Source organism: Sphingomonas echinoides (assembly GCF_029623395.1).
In the GTDB taxonomy this organism is placed as follows: domain Bacteria; phylum Pseudomonadota; class Alphaproteobacteria; order Sphingomonadales; family Sphingomonadaceae; genus Sphingomonas; species Sphingomonas echinoides_A.
Genome location: NZ_JAPYKK010000034.1, coordinates 1 through 16,010, shown reverse-complemented (window position 1 = coordinate 16,010; position 16,010 = coordinate 1). Strand labels below are relative to the sequence as shown.

Sequence of the window (16,010 nt, the reverse complement as noted above, 5' to 3'; positions counted from 1 at the left end):
CCCGGCGCGCGGACGCGACATCCGCTCGTCCAACCGATAAAGTCGCTTCGCTCCAGTGGACGAAGCGACACCGCGTCCCTAGATTGGCGCAGTACGACTACCCGACGCCGGGCACCGGCGCGCCGCGGGAAAACCCGCCAATAACAAAGGATCGACCGATGGCCGACAAACACACTTCGCTGCAAGACCTGTTCCTCAACGCGCTCCGCCGCACCAAGACACCGATCACGATGTTCCTGGTCAAGGGCGTCAAGCTGCAAGGCATCGTTACCTGGTTTGATAACTTCTCGGTGTTGCTGCGCCGGGACGGACAATCGCAGCTGATCTACAAGCATGCGATCTCCACGATCATGCCCGCGAACACGATCGACGTCGACGCCATCGTCAACGCGATCGGCGAAGCGCAGCGCAAGCAACCGTTGTTGCAGGAAATTTTCCTGAATGCGGTGCGCAAGTCCGAGGACAATGTCACGATGTTCCTGGTGAACGGCGTGATGCTGCAAGGGCAGATCGCGGCGTTCGACCTGTTCTGCATGATGCTCCAGCGCGATGGGATGGCACAGCTTGTCTACAAGCATGCCGTATCCACGATCCAGCCTGCGCACCCCTTGAACCTTGCTGATGAAACAGCGGGTTCCGACGAAGATTGAGGACCGTTTTTGACTACAGGATTTGAACGCGACCGGGACGACGTCGCGCGTGGTGCCAAGGCCGTCGTCGTGTATCCCGATACCGGAGTATCCTCCCGCGACGCCGATGCTCGGCTCGCGGAGACGGCGGGACTGGCGATGGCGATCCACGTCGAGGTCGTCGACCGGGTCGCGGTCAAGGTTCGTGCGCTTCAACCCTCCACGCTGATCGGCAAGGGGCAGCTCGAAGCGCTTGCCGCGACCGTCCAGATGGCGGAGGCGGAGCTCGTCGTGTTCGACGCGAGCCTGACCCCCGTACAACAACGCAATCTCGAAAAAGCGTTGTCGGCCAAGGTGATCGACCGGACCGGTTTGATCCTCGAAATTTTCGGCGAGCGCGCGGCGACCGCCGAGGGGCGGTTGCAGGTCGAACTCGCGCATCTCGATTACCAGGCGGGGCGGCTCGTGCGGAGCTGGACTCACTTGGAACGCCAGCGCGGCGGCTTCGGCTTCCTTGGTGGTCCGGGTGAGACGCAGATCGAAGCGGATCGCCGCTTGATCCGAGATCGCATGGCGCGGCTCAAAAAGGAACTCGAGCAGGTCTCCAGAACCCGCGGGCTTCACCGCGATCGGCGGCAACGGGCGCCTTGGCCTGTGATTGCGCTGGTCGGCTACACCAACGCCGGCAAGTCGACCCTGTTCAACCGGATGACGGGCGCGGATGTCATGGCCGAGGACCTGTTGTTCGCAACGCTCGACCCGACGCTGCGTCAGATCGCACTGCCCGGGATCGACAAGGCGATCCTGTCGGACACGGTCGGGTTCGTTTCGGAATTGCCGACCCAACTCGTTGCGGCGTTCAAGGCGACGCTCGAGGAAGTGGTTTCGGCCGACCTGTTGATTCACGTCCGCGATATCGCGCACCCGGACAGCATCGCGCAGAAGGACGACGTCGAGGCGGTGTTGCGCGACATCGGTGTCGAGGCGTCGGTTCCGCGGATCGAGGCATGGAACAAGCTTGACCTGCTCGACGAGGACGAACGGACCGAGATGCTCGGCGAAGCTGCGCGGCGCACCGACGTCGTCGCCTTGTCCGCGCTGACTGGGGACGGGGTCGCAGGTCTGCTCGATACCGTCGCGGCACTGCTGACCGTCAGCCACCGCCGTTATGTCATCACGTTGGACGCTGCGGACGGCGCGGCGGCCGCCTGGCTCCATGCGCATGGCGAGGTGTTCGAACAGACGATCGACGGCGATACCGCGATCTATGAAGTGCGGATGGCCGAGCGGGATTACGAACGGTTCTGCCAGCGCGGCGAATGATGAACCTTTCCGCGCGCGCCGATGAACGAGTAGCTTAACGCTGCTCGTTCGAAACCTTCGCACGCTGCCACAGGACTTCCATCGCCGCCAAGTCGAGACTTTCGAAGGCCGGACCAGCATCGGCCTCCATCGCTTTGAAACGGCGTTCGAATTTATCGTTCGCGCGACGCAGCGCCGCTTCCGGCTCGATCCCGAGCTTGCGCGCCCAATTGACCACCGAGAACAACAGGTCGCCGATTTCCTCCTCTTGGTGATCGGCGCTCGTGGCCGTCTCCACTTCGTCGATTTCTTCGAAAACCTTGGCGCGCGCGCCCTCCGGATCGGGCCAGTCGAAGCCGGTCCGGGCAGCGCGTTTCTGTAATTTTCCGGCCCGCAGCAACGCGGGCAAACCAACCGCAACGCCGTCCAGCGCGCCGCCCGCGCCCTTGTCCGCGCGTTCGTTCGCCTTGATCTGCTCCCATAGAGGGTGGCCGCCCTCGGCCCCGTCGCCGAAGATATGCGGGTGGCGGCGTTCCATCTTGTCGCTGATCGCAGCGACGACATCGGGCAAGGCGAAATGGCCCGCCTCTTCGGCGATCCGCGCATGGAAAACCACCTGCAGCAACAGGTCGCCGAGCTCGTCCTTCAGGTCAGGCATGTCGTTCCGCGCGATCGCGTCGGCGACCTCATACGCTTCTTCGATCGTGTAGGGCGCGATCGTCGCGAAGTCCTGCGCGACGTCCCAACTGCAGCCCGTCTCGGGATCGCGCAGCCGCACCATGATCTCCACGAGCCGTTCGATCATCATGCCCATCCTTCTCGGTCGCGGTCAGCCACGACGGTTCGTGAAGGTGCGTGCGTATGACGACGGGCGGCGCGTTTCAATCGCCTCCGCGCACGTGGCTCCCTGGCCGACGGCGGCGGAAGCGCCGTCGGCCGGGGGAGGGCGCTGTTACCAGCGGAACGCAATCGTTCCCTGCACCGTGCGGCGGTTGCCGTACCAGCACCAGGCATAATCGAGATAGCAGGTCGTGACATATTTCTTGTCGAACAGGTTCTGCGCGTTGACCGCGAGCGAAAGCCCTTGCAGGCGCGGCGCGAGCTTGCCGAGGTCGTAGCGGATCAGCGCGTCGACCAGGGTGAACCCCGGTGTGCTCTGCCGTGGACCAGCGACGCCGTCCGAGGAAAAGAGCGTACCGGCATAGATGCTGTCGACATGACGGACCGCGCCGCCGATCGCGAACCCTTGCAAGGCACCCTCTGTCGGTGCCCATTCGAGATTGGCGGAAACGCCACCCCGGCCGACCCCAAGAATGCCGTTCCCGATGTTGGCAGGGTTGGCATCGGCGATCGTCCGGACTTTCTGGCGGCTATAGGCGAGCCTCGCGTTGAAGCCGAACGGCAGCGGTGCGATCGCTTCAACCTCGACGCCGCTCGAACGGACTTTGCCGCTTTGGGTCGAGACGTTGGAAAGCGGCGCGGTTGTGATGAGATTGGTCTGGTCGATCTGGAACCACGCACCGGTCAGCAGGATCTGGGTGCCGGGCACGGTATATTTCGCGCCTGCCTCGATCTGCTTGCCCTCACTCGGCTTTGCAACGACGAGCGGACCGCCAACGGTCGTGCGGATCGTGCCGTTGGGTTCGAACGACGTTGAATAGCTGACGTACGGCGCGAGCCCGAACGGCAGCGTGTACAGCGCACCGGCGCGATACGTGAACTTCTGCGAATCCTCCGACGCAGTGCCGGGTGCGGCGCGCACCGCCGCCCAATCCTGGCGACCGCTCAAAAGGACGCGCAACGCTCCGTACGAGATCTGGTCCTGTGCATAGACGCCGGCCTGGTTCGAGCGTGGCTTGTTGTCAGCGACGCCGAAATTGTTCGGCACTTGCTCGGGCGACTGCGGTACGACCATCGTGCCATAGACGGGCGCATAGCCGTTGAGCGGGGTCGCCGAACCGAAGGCGTTGACCGACCGTGCGTTGCCGGTCTGATAATCCACCCCAAACAGAACCTCATGCGAGACCTCGCCCGTCGCGAAACGCCCGCGCAGTTGATTGTCGAACACCCAGGAGCCGGCACGCTCGCGGGTGGAATAGGAATAGCGATCATAGATTTGCAAACTGGCGTTGTTCGCCGCCGCGAGCGTTCCACCGGCGTAGACGATCCCCAGCTTCGACGTGGCATGCTGGTAGCGGCCTGACGCTTTGAGGCTCCAGTCCGGGTTGAGGTCATGCGTCAGGATATAGGTCCCTGCGACCTGCTCGCGCTCGAAGAAGTTGCCGGGTTCGCCGAAATCGCGGCTGGTCGGGATTTGGCCATTGGGATTGGGCAGATAGGTGCCCGAGGCCGGGAAGACGCCGTACGACCCGTTTTGCGGATCCCGCGAATAGGCGCCGAGCAGCGTCAGCTTGGTCGCATGGTCGAGATTGATCGTCACTGCGCCGGACACCGTCTGACGTTCGCGCGCGCTGAAGGTCTGCTGGGTGTGCGCGCCGTTGACGCTGCCGTTGAGGCGCCACAGCACCGATTCGCCGAGCTTCCCCCCGATGTCGCCATCGACACGGTAAAGATCATAGGTCCCGTAGGTGCCCGAGACTGCGCCATAAAGCGCCTTGTCGACCGGCAACTTGCTCGACAGCGCAACGAGGCCGCCGGGGCCGGACTGGCCGTACAGCACGGATGCGGGGCCCTTGACCACTTCGATCCGGTCGAGCCGCGACACATCGATCTGGGGGCTCAAGTAACTGGCCCCACCGATCAGCTTCAATCCATCGAGGAATTGCGGCGCATCGAACCCGCGCAGTTTGAACTGGTCATAGACTTCCGCGCTCGAGCCGCGCTGTTCGGTGGTGACCCCGGCGACGAAGCGCAGCGACTGGTTGAGGTTGGAAAGCCCGAGATTGGCGATATCCGACGCGCTGATCACGCTGATCGACTGAGGGGTTTCCGCGATCGGAGCCGATCCCTTGGTTCCCGCAGCCGCCTCGTTGCGCGGACGTTCGCCCGTCACGACGATCGACGGGGCGTCCTGGTCCTCGTCGGTTTCGGCAAACGCGGGCATTGCATACGCAACCGACGTCAACATCAGGGCGGAAACGAGCGAACGGTTCATCGTGGGTCCTCAACTGCTACGCCGCGGCCTATGACGTAGATGCGAACGATTATCAATCGCATTAGCACTTCTGGTGATCTTTCCTGTTGAATGCGTTGCAGATCAGGCACGGCCACCCATGTGGGAGGCATGGAAGACGATGACCTTGTTCGCCTTGGACTTGTCGATGACGACGAGATCATTCTGGATGAAGCGGCGCTGGCACTCGCGCTGCTCGACCACCCCGAAACCGACGATGCGCCGTATCTCGACTTGTTCCAGGCGATTGTCGAAGCGCTGGAAGAAGCCGCAGCCACCGCTTCCGCCGCAGAGCCCGATGCAGAGGAGCAGGCCGAGCTGCTCGCGCAGGTGATCGGTGGGGCGTTCGGTTTCCTCGGCGACCGCGATACGTATGACGATTCCGCCAACGCCGATTTGATCAGGGTGCTCGATCGCAGGCGGGGTCTGCCGGTCAGCCTGTCGATCCTCTACGTTTCCGCGGCACGGCGAATGGGGTGGATGGCGAATGCGCTTGACGTTCCCGGGCACGTGCTGGTGCTGATCGGCGACAAAGCGGCACCGATCATGATCGATCCGTTTCGCGGGGGCGAACGGGTCAGCCAAGAGCAACTCGTCACGCTTCTCAAGGCCATGCACCCGGGCGAGGGGCCTGCCGTCCGGCATGTCGCCGCAATGCCCAACCGGGCGGTTCTGGTGCGGCTGTTGCTCAATCAGGCGAAGCGCGCGGAGGCGGCGGGGCAGGGCCGGCGCGCGCTGACGCTGTTCGACCGCATGACCGTCATCGCCCCGGCCTACCCGCATGCGTGGTGGGAGCTGGCGCGGCTGCAACTGGTGGACGGCGACATCCCGGCCGCCCGCAAGAGCTTGAGCGCGATGCTGGAGATCACTCGCGAACCCGATTTGCGCGCGCGGATCAGCGAAACGCTCGGGTCCTTGCCCGCAGCGTAAAGCGCGCGCCGGATCATCCTGGATGATCCGGCGCGCGCGCTTATCGGATTATGCGATCAGGCCGCGTAGCTGATCTTGGTCACGCGGCGGCGCATCGTCGCACCCACCAGGCCGAAGCCCATCAGCATCATCCCCCACGTCGTGGGCTCGGGCACGGACGAGGCGAACTGGCTGTAGATCTGCGCGGTCGAGGTCGTCTTGTAGGTCAGCGCGTCGGTGCTGAGGTTCCACCCCATCGCGTCGTATGCGGCGAGATCGAGCCCGGTGACATAGCCGGTCTGCTCATAGCAGAACGTCGGATCCATGATCCCGTTGCCGATCGCGCAACCGGGCGCGTCCTTCCAGTGCGACGCCTGCTGGCCGTCACCATTGTAGCGGCCGGTCGAGAAGCGATTGCCGAACAGCGCGGTCTTGCCGCCGTCGATCGAGAAATACTTGTCCCCGCCGACCGAGAGATCCAGCACCGGCGCCGTGCCGAGGACGACGTTCGTCGGATCCGTGCTGTAGCGGAACATGTCGAGCGCGCTGTAGATCGACGTGTCGTTCAGGCTGTAGCCCAAGGTGCCCGAACCGGGACCCTTGCCGATGCCATAGACGTCCAACAGGTCGACGCCCGATACGAACCCCAGCGCATGGCCGATCTCATGGATCGCGACGCCGATGAAATCGAACGTGTCGTCGGTGATGCCGTCGGTCGGATCGAAGTCGAACGCGAAGTTGCTGCTGAACGTCACGTTGCCGTCACGGACGCCGGGCTGCTGGCCGGTCGATCCACCGATTGCCTTGACCAGCGAGGAGTTGAGATACAGCGTCTGGCTGCTGGTGGTGGCGCCGGGATTGAACGCGAGCTTGCTGAGGTCGTCGTTGATCTCGGCAGGGGTCGTCGCCGTGGCCGCGGTCGTAGTCGTGCCGTTCGTGATGAAGCTTGCGCCACCGTCGGTCAGACGCGGCAGGACGATCCCCTGATCGATGGTCGACCCGCTCTTGGTCAGATTGAGCTGCCGCGCCCAGCTCGCGGTCGCGAAATCGACGCGATTGCTGCCCGTCGAGCCGATGATGCCGGGATCGAGCGGCGAAAATTTCACGCCCAGGTCGATCACCGCGCTGTTGGTGAACATCGAGCTCCAGTAGGCGGCAGCGATCTTGAAACCACGTTCGGCTTGCGAACCCTTAACGCCACCGAGGTCGATCAGATTGATCGTCGTGGCCATCACCGGCGCTGCCGTCAGGGCGATGATCGCCGCACCGCAGGCCATGAAACTCTTGATACGCATAGGTCCCCCTCGATTACCCGGTCACGCGACTTTTCGACTCAAGTCCTGGTTAACGCCCCGTTAACTAAAGGAATGTTGGTCGATCGCCGGACTGTCAACCCGACCAAACCGTTAAAGCGCGATGCTGTTGTACGCGGGCAACACATTGGGCATACGGGATTCGAACCGGGCATACCTGCTCGAAAAATGGGTTTGCCGATCTCTCATGCCCGCGACGGGAAAGACCATTCTGCCGGAATTGATGGCGCGTTTGAAAGGGGCGCTAGCCTCTAAGGACCGTGCCGAAACACGGCGCGTCGTCGCGGAAATGCTCGATCACCGCGCGCCGCTCGGCGAGCACTGGCGGGCGATCGCGCAGCTGATGCAAACCAGCGGCGAGCTGACGCTGGCGTTGCGCGCGATCGACGCGTTCGTCGCGGCTACCGGCAACAATCCGATGGCGGTCTATTCGAAGGTCGTGCTGCTGACGCAGGCGCATCGTGTCCGCGAGGCGCACGACTTGCTCGCGCACTTACCGGCTACCGTGCCCGACGCCGCCGGCCACGCTTATGTACTCGGGAATACCGCGATGACGCTGGGGAACGTCGACGCTGCCCGTGCGCATTTGCTCGATGCGCTTACGCACCGGCCAGGGTGGGGACCCGCGTGGCTGACACTGGCCGCGGCAACCAACCTTGCCGACGGGCCGATTGGCGACCGTCTGCTCGCGGAAGGAGCGGCGGCAGAGCGGCAGGGGGCGGGTGATTTTGCGCGCTATTCCTATGCGTTAGGCAAGCTTCATGCGGATCGGGGCGAACATGGCGCGGCGTTCGCTGCGTTCGTGCGCGGTGCGGCGCTGCTCAAGGCGGAGGTTTCCTATAACTGCCATGCCGACGCAGCCAACGCGACGGCCGCGATGGAAGGATTTGACGGCGCGCGCCTCGACCAGAAGGCCGATTCTGGTTCGATCGCCACTGGTCGTCCCATTTTCGTGACGGGCTTGCCGAGGTCAGGGACGACGCTGGTGGAACAGATCCTCGCGAGCCATAGCGCGGTGCAGGACGGCGGCGAACTCAACATGATCCAGCACGTGGCCGTCGCGGCCGGGGGCGTCTCAGGGACGGCGATCGAACAGCATCTGGCGCGCGGTGGTACGCTCAACGGCCTCGCGGAGCTTTACCTCCATCTGCTGCAGGAAAGGTTCGGGCCAAGCGGGCGCATCGTCGACAAGACGATCGATGCCAGTCGTTTCCTGGGGCTGATCGCGACGGTGTTACCAGATGCGCCATTGGTGTGGATGCGACGGGACCCGCTGGATACCGCGTGGTCATGTTTCCGGACGTTCTTCATTCACGGTGTCGGGTGGAGCTTCGATCTCGCTGACATCGCCAATCATTTTCGCCTGGAGGACGCGTTGATGGCGTTCTGGAAACAGCGGTTGGGCGATCGGCTGCTCGTCATACCCTATAGCGAATTGGTCGAGGATCCGTCCACGTGGACGGCGCGCCTGCTGGCGCATTGCGGGCTGGCGGACGAACCGGCGGTGTACGAACCACATCTCAACCCGCGGCGTGTCGTCACCGCCAGCGCGCTACAAGTCCGTCGCCCGATCAATCGCGACGGACTTGGGGTGGCCGAGCCGTATCGCGCCTGGCTGCAACCCTTCATCGATGGCTACGCCAAGCCCTGAGGCAGGGGAGGGAGCGGGCCGTGATGTAACGGAAGCGGGTCGACAAGGCGGGGTCGGTTTCGCTAGCGAAGGGGCTACCCGGGAAGGATCCTTCATGCTCCGCAGCATTCTATTAGCTACTGTTAGTGCGACGCTTTTGGCCGGGCCAGCAAAGGCCGACAATCCCTTCGCGGCGCGCAGCAGGTTGCCGTACGAAGCGCCGCCGTTCGACCGGATCACCGACGCCGACTACCAGCCCGCGATCGAGCAGGGGATGACGGAAAGCCTGGCCGAAGTCCGCAAGATCGCGGACAATCGCGCCAAGCCGACTTTCGAGAACACGATCGTCGCGATGGAACGCCAGGGTCAGATGCTCGCACGCGCGCAAGCCGCGTTCGGACAGGTGGCACAGGCCAACACCAACCCGGCGCTTCAGGCTGCGCAATCGGCTCTGGCGCCCAAGCTGGCCGCCTATACCGACACGATCTACCTCGATCCCAAGCTGTTCGCGCGGGTCAAGACGCTGTTCGACACCAAGACTTCGCTAAACCTCAACCCCGAGCAAGCGATCCTGCTCGACGAATACTACAAGACGTTCGTTCGCGCCGGCGCACAGCTATCGGCTGCCGACCAGACCAGCTTGCGCGCGCTGAACACGCAGATTTCGACCGTCGGCATCGCGTTCCGTCAGAAGTTGCTCGCCGCAACCAAGGCTGGCGCGATGGTTGTGGACGACCCCGCCAAGCTTGCCGGAATGACACCGGGCGCAATCCAGTCCGCCGCGCGCGACGCGACCGACCGCGGGATGCCCGGGAAATACATCCTGCCGCTCCAGAACACGACCGCGCAGCCCGCGCTCGAGGCACTGTCGGACCGCGCAACGCGGGAAACGCTGTTCACCAAGAGCTGGACGCGCGCGGAGCAGGGGGATGCAAACGACACGCGCGCATCGATCCTGCAACTGATCGATCTGCGGACGCGCAAGGCCAATCTACTCGGCTACAAGACCTGGGCGGATTATTCGCTTGCCGAACAGATGGCCAAGTCCGCGGACGTGGCGCGCGATTTTCTCAACGCACTCGATGCCCCGACGGCAGCTGCGCAGGGCCGCGAAGCCGGCGAGCTCCAGAAGGCGATCGACGCGGAGCAGGGGGGCTTCAAGCTCGCGCCGTGGGATTGGGCGCGCTATGCCGAAAAGGTCCGCAAGGCGAAATACGATCTCGACCTCAACGATACCAAACCCTATCTCGAAATCTGGAACGTGCTGGAAAACGGCATTTTTTTTGCCGCGCACGAACTCTACGGCCTGAGCTTCAAACGCCGGACCGATATCCCGACCTACCACCCGGACATCCGCGTCTATGAAGTGTTCGAGGCAAGCGGCAAGCCGCTCGGCCTGACCTATTTCGATTACTGGAAACGCGACAACAAGTCGGGTGGCGCGTGGATGAACAGCTTCGTCCGCCAGGCCAAGATCTTCGGGACCAAACCCGTCATCTCGAACACCGCCAATTTCACCAAGCCCGCCGCCGGGCAACCCGGGCTGGTCACCTTCGGTGAAGTACGAACGATGTTTCACGAGTTCGGCCACGGCCTGCATGGCTTGTTCGCCGACCAGACCTATCCGACGCTGTCGGGCACCGCGGTCGCGCGCGACTTCGTCGAGTTTCCATCCCAGTTCAACGAACATTGGGCGCTGGAGCCGCGCGTCCTCGCGCATTATGCGCGGCACTATCAGACCGGGGCCGCGATGCCGCAGGCATTGGTCGACAAGATCAAACGATCCGAGACGTTCAACCAGGGGTATAGTTTCGGCGAGACGCTGACGGCGGCACAACTCGACATGGCGTGGCATTCGGTTCCGGCAAACGGCGTGCCGCAGGACGTCGATGCGTTCGAAACCAAGGCGTTAGGCGAAACCGGCCTCAAGGTCGGGCTCGTACCGCCGCGGTATCGGACAAGCTACTTCGCGCATATCTGGGGCTCGGGGTATGCAGCGGGCTATTACGCTTATCTGTGGACCGACATGATCCAGCAGAACGTCTATGACTGGTTCCAGCAGCATGGCGGGATGACCCGGGCGAACGGTCAGCGGTTCCGCGACCTGGTGCTGTCTCGCGGGCACACGCAGGACTATGGCGTCATGTTCCGCACCATGACGGGTCACGACCCGGAAGTGGCGCCGCTGTTGCGCAAGCATGGTCTGGAGAGTGCAAAGCCCTGATGGAAAGCGGGAGGACCGGTTCGAACCGGCCTCCCCGTCAATACATTAAAGTCCGATAATACACATTATGTTAAATTAGATGGCGTTTGAGGGTGGCGTCACGCTACTCCGGTGCCTCTTTGCCACAGCATCACGACCAGAAAGAAAACTGCGAAGATCGCAACCCAGACCAACGCCATTTTGATCGTCGTGCTCAGCGGCAAACGTCGGGCTGCAAGCGCACTGATCGGCAGGATCAGCAACAGCGCGGTAAAGAACGCGCTCACGCCGACAACTCCAGCCCATCGAACCCCGGTTCCACACCGTCCGGCAATGTGCGGACCAGCTCGGCATAGTCCATCGTCTGGTCCATATGCGTCAGCGCTGTGCGTTTGGGGCGTAACTCTTCGATCCACGTCAATACAGTCGGCAAGTCCGGATGCGACGGATGCGGTCGACGCCGCAACGCGTCCACCACCCAGATGTCGAGCCCCGCGTACAACCTGCGCATCGCATCCGTCATGCCACTCAGATCGGTCGCATACCCAATGGCGCCGCCATCGGCCTCGAAACGCAATCCGGCGGACTGAATTCCCCCATGCGGCTGGTCGACGACACCGACGCTGATGTCGCCGATCGTCATGGTATCACTCAGCGGCTCGATCGAAACGACCTTAGGATAACCGCCTTTGCCGCTGAAAATATACGAAAATCGATCCGTCAGGCGGGTAACCAGCGACGGTCTCGCCAACCCACGCACCGGATGCCCGAGCGCATGATACACTTGCCGGAGATCGTCGATCCCATGCGTGTGATCGGCATGATCATGCGTCCAGATCACCGCGTCCAGGGTCGAGACGTCCGCCGCCAGAAGCTGTTCGCGCATGTCCGGCCCGGTGTCGACCAGGATTCTGGTCTTCTCGGTCTCGATCAGCACCGAGGCCCGCGTACGCCGGTTGCGTGGCTCCTTTGGATCGCACGCGCCCCAATCGTTACCGATCCGTGGTACGCCGGACGACGTTCCCGAACCGAGAATGCGGATCTTCACGCGATCGTCTTGGAGAACAGGGCGTGAAAATTGTCCCGCGTCGCAGCGGCCAGCGTCTCGATCGATTCCCCGCGCAGGTCGGCCAAAAACGCGGCGGTGTCGGCGACGAAGGCGGGCTCGCCGGTCTTGCCGCGATGCGGGACCGGTGCGAGAAACGGCGCGTCGGTCTCGATCAACAACCGGTCGAGCGGAAGCCGCGCGGCCGTTTCCTGAAGGTCCTTGGCATTCTTGAACGTCACGATCCCCGAAATCGAGATATAGAACCCAAGATCGAGCGCGATGTCGGCAAATTCACCGCTCGCAGTGAAACAGTGGATGACCCCCGGAAAGGCCCCCTGCTCCATCTCTTCGCGCAGGATCTGCGCAGTGTCCGCCTCGGCATCGCGGGTGTGGACCACGATTGGCAACTGGGTCGCACGACACGCTGCGAGATGCGCGCGAAAGCTCGCTTGCTGCCGTGCCTGATCGCTATGGTCGTAGAAATAGTCGAGCCCGCTCTCCCCGATCCCGACGACCCGAGGATGCGCGGCTCGTTCGATCAAGCGCGCAGTCCCGACGTCGGGATGCTGATCGGCTTCGTTGGGGTGAATGCCAACGGTGGCCCACACGTCGGGCTCGCGCTCCGCGGTCTCTACCACCGCATCCCATTCGCTCTCCCGGGTCGCGATGTTGAGCATCGCTTCCACACCTCGCGCGCGCGCACGCGCCAGCACCTCCGCCTGCTGTTCGCCGAGGCCCTTGTAGTTGAGGTGGCAATGGCTGTCGGCGAACATTTACGTCTCCGTCGGGGCTTCGAGCCGGGGAAACACGCCGCTCGGTGCCGAAAGAACCGTCCCAGACGCCAATGGATGCGCCAGTGCTTCGAACCGGCGCGCATCCGCCGATTGCGCGAGAAGATCTAGCAACTTGTCCGCGCCACCCGGGATCGCCCAGCGCGCAAGAATCGCGATCCGCCGGATCGCGTCCGCAGCATGGTACAGGATCGTGTCGGCGCGGGCCGGATCGGTCTTGCGGACGCTCCACGGCGCCTGATCCGCGAAATACTGGTTCGCATCGCGCGCCGCGGACCAGACGGCCTCCAGCGCATTATGCAGCGACAGGTCCTTCATCGCCTCATGCAAACCGCGCTCGGCTGCCGCGACGCTGTCCGCGAGCGCCGTCTCCGCATCGGTGACCGCACCCGCCTCCGGCACGAGGCCGTTACAAGCCTTGGCGATGATCGACAGACACCGTTGCGCCAGATTGCCGAGGTTGTTGGCGAGGTCCGCGTTGCAGCGCGTGACGATCGCCTCTTCCGAATAGCTGCCGTCCTGCCCGAAGCTGACCTCGCGCAGCAGGAAGTAGCGCAGCGCATCCACCCCAAAATGCTCGACCAATGCCATCGGGTCGGTGACGTTGCCGAGCGACTTGGACATCTTCTCGCCGCGGCTGAGCAGGAACCCGTGCCCGAACACGCCACGCGGCAGCGGAATGTTCGCACTCATCAGGAACGCCGGCCAGTAAACGGCATGAAAACGCACGATATCCTTGCCGATGATATGGATATTCGCCGGCCAGAACGTCTCATAGAGTTCCACGTCGTCCGGATAGCCCACACCTGTCAGATAATTGGTCAGCGCATCGACCCAGACGTACATCACATGCCCGGGGCTGCCCGGAACCGGAACACCCCAGTCGAAGCTCGTGCGCGATACGGACAGGTCCGACAAACCCCCTTCGACGAACCGCAGGATCTCGTTGCGCCGGGCTTCTGGGCGGATGAAATCGGGATTGGCTTCGAAGAAATCGAGCAAGGGTTGCTGATATTTGGACAGTCGGAAGAACCACGTCTCCTCAGCCGTCCACTCGACCGGGGTTCCTTGCGGCGAAAGCTTGGCGCCGCCCTCCCCCTCGACAAGTTCCTTCTCGTCGTAGAACGCCTCGTCGCGGACCGAATACCAGCCTTCGTAGCGATCGAGATAGAGATCGCCCGCCGCTTCCATTGCCCGCCAGATCGCCTGACTCGCGCGGTAGTGATCCTCGTCGCTGGTCCGGATGAAGCGATCGTATGAAATATCGAGACTGTCGGCCATCTGCTTGAAATAGCCGCTCATTTCATCGGCCAGCGCACGCGGGGTCAGGTCGCGCTTGCGCGCTTCCTGCACCATCTTGAGGCCGTGCTCGTCGGTGCCGGTCTGAAACCGCACCTCGCGCCCCAGCTGGCGCTGATAGCGCGCGATCGCATCGGTCGCGATCGCTTCATAGGCATGCCCGATATGCGGGCGGCCATTGGGATAGCTGATTGCGGTAGTAATATAAAACGGGTCTGCCATCGGCGCGTCCTACTGCAAGCCGATCGCGAAATGAAGGCCTCAGGCAGCGAGCCGAGCGACGATCCCCGCCATTTCATACACCGTCGCCTGGGAATCGAGCGTGAGCGAGCGTGCCGTCGCGGACAGCGCGCGTGCCGCGTCATAGCTTTCGAGCGCGGTCCGCAGCCGCTGACCCTGCCGCGATGGCGCCTCTGATGCGATGAAGGCCGGCACACGATCGAGGAACGCCTCGTAGCGCGGCTGTGCCGCCTTGGGCGCAAGCGCCTTGGCGAGCTTCCCCCGGCGTGCGTTGGTCGGGTCGCCGTCCTGCGCAATCGCGGAAAGCGCCTGATCGAGCGCGGCGAGGTCCAGTCCCGCAAACCCCATCGCACGCCCCGGCGATCCTTGCGCGCCCCGGATCAGCGCGGCGATCTCGGCGTCGTCGGCACGCGGCAGCGCCTCGCGCAGGACCGTCGCCATCGCAGCGTCGTTCAGCGGGTCGAACCGCAACGTCCGGCACCGCGACCGGATCGTCGGCAGCAAGCGTCCGGGGGCGTGGCTCACCAGCAGAAAGATCGTTCCCTGTGGCGGCTCCTCGAGGTTCTTGAGCAAGGCGTTGGACGCGCCGGGCCGCTCCAGATCGTCGACGGCGTCGATCACGACCACCCGGCGCTCGGACATCGACGGGCGAGTCGCGAACATGGGCCCCAGCGCCCGGACCTGCGCGATCGGGATACTGCGCGCGAGATCGAGCCCGGTCTTGTCGCCTTCCTTGGGCTGGCGAGTCAGTTCCCGATAATCCGGGTGCGACCCGGCAGCGACCAGTGACCGCGTCCGGTCGGTATCGGGAACGTCGTACCCGGGCGGCAAGTCCGCGCCGGCACCCTCCGCCAGCAATCGCAATGCCGCGGCGCGGGCAAAGCTTGCCTTGCCGATTCCCTCTGGCCCCGCGAACAGCCAGGCGTGGTGCAGCGCCCCACTCCGCATCGCGGCCGCAAAGGCACCATGCGCAGCGTCATTGCCGATGGGCATCGTCACGGCAGGTAATCCGCGAGCTGCGCCAGGATGGCATCAGAGACCGCGTGAATGTCGAGCGATGCGTCGATGATGCGAAACCGATCCGGCTCGTTCGTGGCGAAGCGGCGAAACGCGCTCGCGACGTCGGTATGGAACGCCTCCCCCCGCGCCGCGAACCGGTCGGCCGCTGCGCCATCCCGCGCTTCGGCCCGCGCGCGGCCTGCGTCCGGCGTGAGTTCGAGGACGAAGGTGCGATCGGGAAGCAGCCCGCGCGACCCAAAACCGTGCAGCGCGAGGATCGCGGCATCGTCGATCCCGCCCGCCAGTCCCTGATACGCGCGACTGCTGTCGAGAAACCGGTCGCAAATCACCCAGCGCCCGGCGCCGATCGCCGGACGGACCGTCTTCTCGACATGGTCGGCACGTGCCGCGGCGAACAGCAACGCTTCGCTATGCGCGCTCCACCGCGTCACCGCGCCTTCCATCAGCAAGGTGCGAATCGCCTCCGCCCCCTCGCTGCCGCCGGGTTCGCGCG

General features: G+C 63.9%; 13 protein-coding genes and 2 pseudogenes. 5 read left to right on the top strand and 10 right to left on the bottom strand.

The window, feature by feature from the left end; translation table 11 throughout:
• The first annotated feature begins 158 nt into the window (after positions 1-158).
• Both hfq and hflX read left to right on the top strand, forming a co-directional pair.
• Entirely contained in the window at positions 159-650 is a 492-nt protein-coding gene (gene hfq, locus QBJ92_RS16570) for an RNA chaperone Hfq (RefSeq protein WP_431358425.1), read from the top strand.
• A gap of 9 nt (positions 651-659) precedes the next feature.
• Entirely contained in the window at positions 660-1,952 is a 1,293-nt protein-coding gene (gene hflX / locus QBJ92_RS16565; protein ID WP_277970812.1) for a GTPase HflX, read from the top strand.
• A gap of 34 nt (positions 1,953-1,986) precedes the next feature.
• Here hflX and mazG read toward each other — a convergent pair whose 3' ends face one another.
• Together mazG and QBJ92_RS16555 are read right to left on the bottom strand one after the other, a co-directional pair.
• Positions 1,987-2,736 (bottom strand): nucleoside triphosphate pyrophosphohydrolase, encoded by a 750-nt coding sequence (gene mazG / locus QBJ92_RS16560; RefSeq protein ID WP_277970811.1) that lies wholly within the window; start codon positions 2,734-2,736, stop codon positions 1,987-1,989.
• Between the two features lie 147 nt (positions 2,737-2,883).
• A complete protein-coding gene (locus tag QBJ92_RS16555) occupies positions 2,884-5,046 on the bottom strand; it encodes a TonB-dependent siderophore receptor (RefSeq protein ID WP_277970810.1) in 2,163 nt (720 codons plus the stop codon).
• Between the two features lie 129 nt (positions 5,047-5,175).
• Here QBJ92_RS16555 and QBJ92_RS16550 point away from each other — a divergent pair, with 129 nt between their 5' ends.
• Positions 5,176-5,994 carry a transglutaminase-like domain-containing protein gene (locus QBJ92_RS16550; RefSeq protein WP_277970809.1) on the top strand — a complete coding sequence of 273 codons (819 nt, stop codon included), beginning with the start codon at positions 5,176-5,178 and terminating at the stop codon, positions 5,992-5,994.
• A gap of 56 nt (positions 5,995-6,050) precedes the next feature.
• Here the strand turns inward: QBJ92_RS16550 and QBJ92_RS20675 are convergent.
• Positions 6,051-6,152 (bottom strand): annotated as a pseudogene (locus QBJ92_RS20675) (PEPxxWA-CTERM sorting domain-containing protein); the annotation flags it as partial.
• Positions 6,153-6,230: 78 nt separating this feature from the next.
• Positions 6,231-7,205: pseudogene (locus QBJ92_RS16545) on the bottom strand (NF038122 family metalloprotease); the annotation flags it as partial.
• Positions 7,206-7,509: 304 nt separating this feature from the next.
• Here QBJ92_RS16545 and QBJ92_RS16540 point away from each other — a divergent pair.
• Both QBJ92_RS16540 and QBJ92_RS16535 read left to right on the top strand, forming a co-directional pair.
• Positions 7,510-8,937, top strand: coding sequence for a tetratricopeptide repeat-containing sulfotransferase family protein (locus tag QBJ92_RS16540; RefSeq protein WP_277970807.1), 1,428 nt, complete (start codon positions 7,510-7,512; stop codon positions 8,935-8,937).
• Positions 8,938-9,031: 94 nt separating this feature from the next.
• Positions 9,032-11,140, top strand: a complete 2,109-nt coding sequence (locus QBJ92_RS16535; RefSeq protein ID WP_277970806.1) for a M3 family metallopeptidase — start codon at positions 9,032-9,034, stop codon at positions 11,138-11,140.
• A gap of 98 nt (positions 11,141-11,238) precedes the next feature.
• Here the strand turns inward: QBJ92_RS16535 and QBJ92_RS16530 are convergent, their stop codons facing one another.
• The 6 genes from QBJ92_RS16530 to tmk form a co-directional block, all read right to left on the bottom strand.
• The gene (locus QBJ92_RS16530) at positions 11,239-11,406 is read right to left on the bottom strand and encodes a hypothetical protein (RefSeq protein WP_277970805.1); all 168 of its coding nucleotides are present in this window, start codon (positions 11,404-11,406) and stop codon (positions 11,239-11,241) included.
• Positions 11,403-12,167 (bottom strand): MBL fold metallo-hydrolase, encoded by a 765-nt coding sequence (locus tag QBJ92_RS16525; RefSeq protein ID WP_277970804.1) that lies wholly within the window; start codon positions 12,165-12,167, stop codon positions 11,403-11,405. Before QBJ92_RS16525 ends, QBJ92_RS16530 begins: the two co-directional genes overlap by 4 nt.
• Positions 12,164-12,940, bottom strand: coding sequence for a TatD family hydrolase (locus QBJ92_RS16520; RefSeq protein ID WP_277970803.1), 777 nt, complete (start codon positions 12,938-12,940; stop codon positions 12,164-12,166). Before QBJ92_RS16520 ends, QBJ92_RS16525 begins: the two co-directional genes overlap by 4 nt.
• A complete protein-coding gene (gene metG / locus QBJ92_RS16515) occupies positions 12,941-14,479 on the bottom strand; it encodes a methionine--tRNA ligase (protein WP_277970802.1) in 1,539 nt (512 codons plus the stop codon).
• A 39-nt stretch (positions 14,480-14,518) separates the two neighbouring features.
• On the bottom strand, positions 14,519-15,496 hold the full coding sequence (locus tag QBJ92_RS16510; protein ID WP_277970801.1) for a DNA polymerase III subunit delta': 978 nt from the start codon (positions 15,494-15,496) through the stop codon (positions 14,519-14,521).
• Positions 15,493-16,010, bottom strand: a 518-nt coding sequence (gene tmk / locus QBJ92_RS16505) for a dTMP kinase (protein ID WP_277970800.1), incomplete at its 5' end; no start/stop codon positions are given. The genes tmk and QBJ92_RS16510, both read right to left, overlap by 4 nt.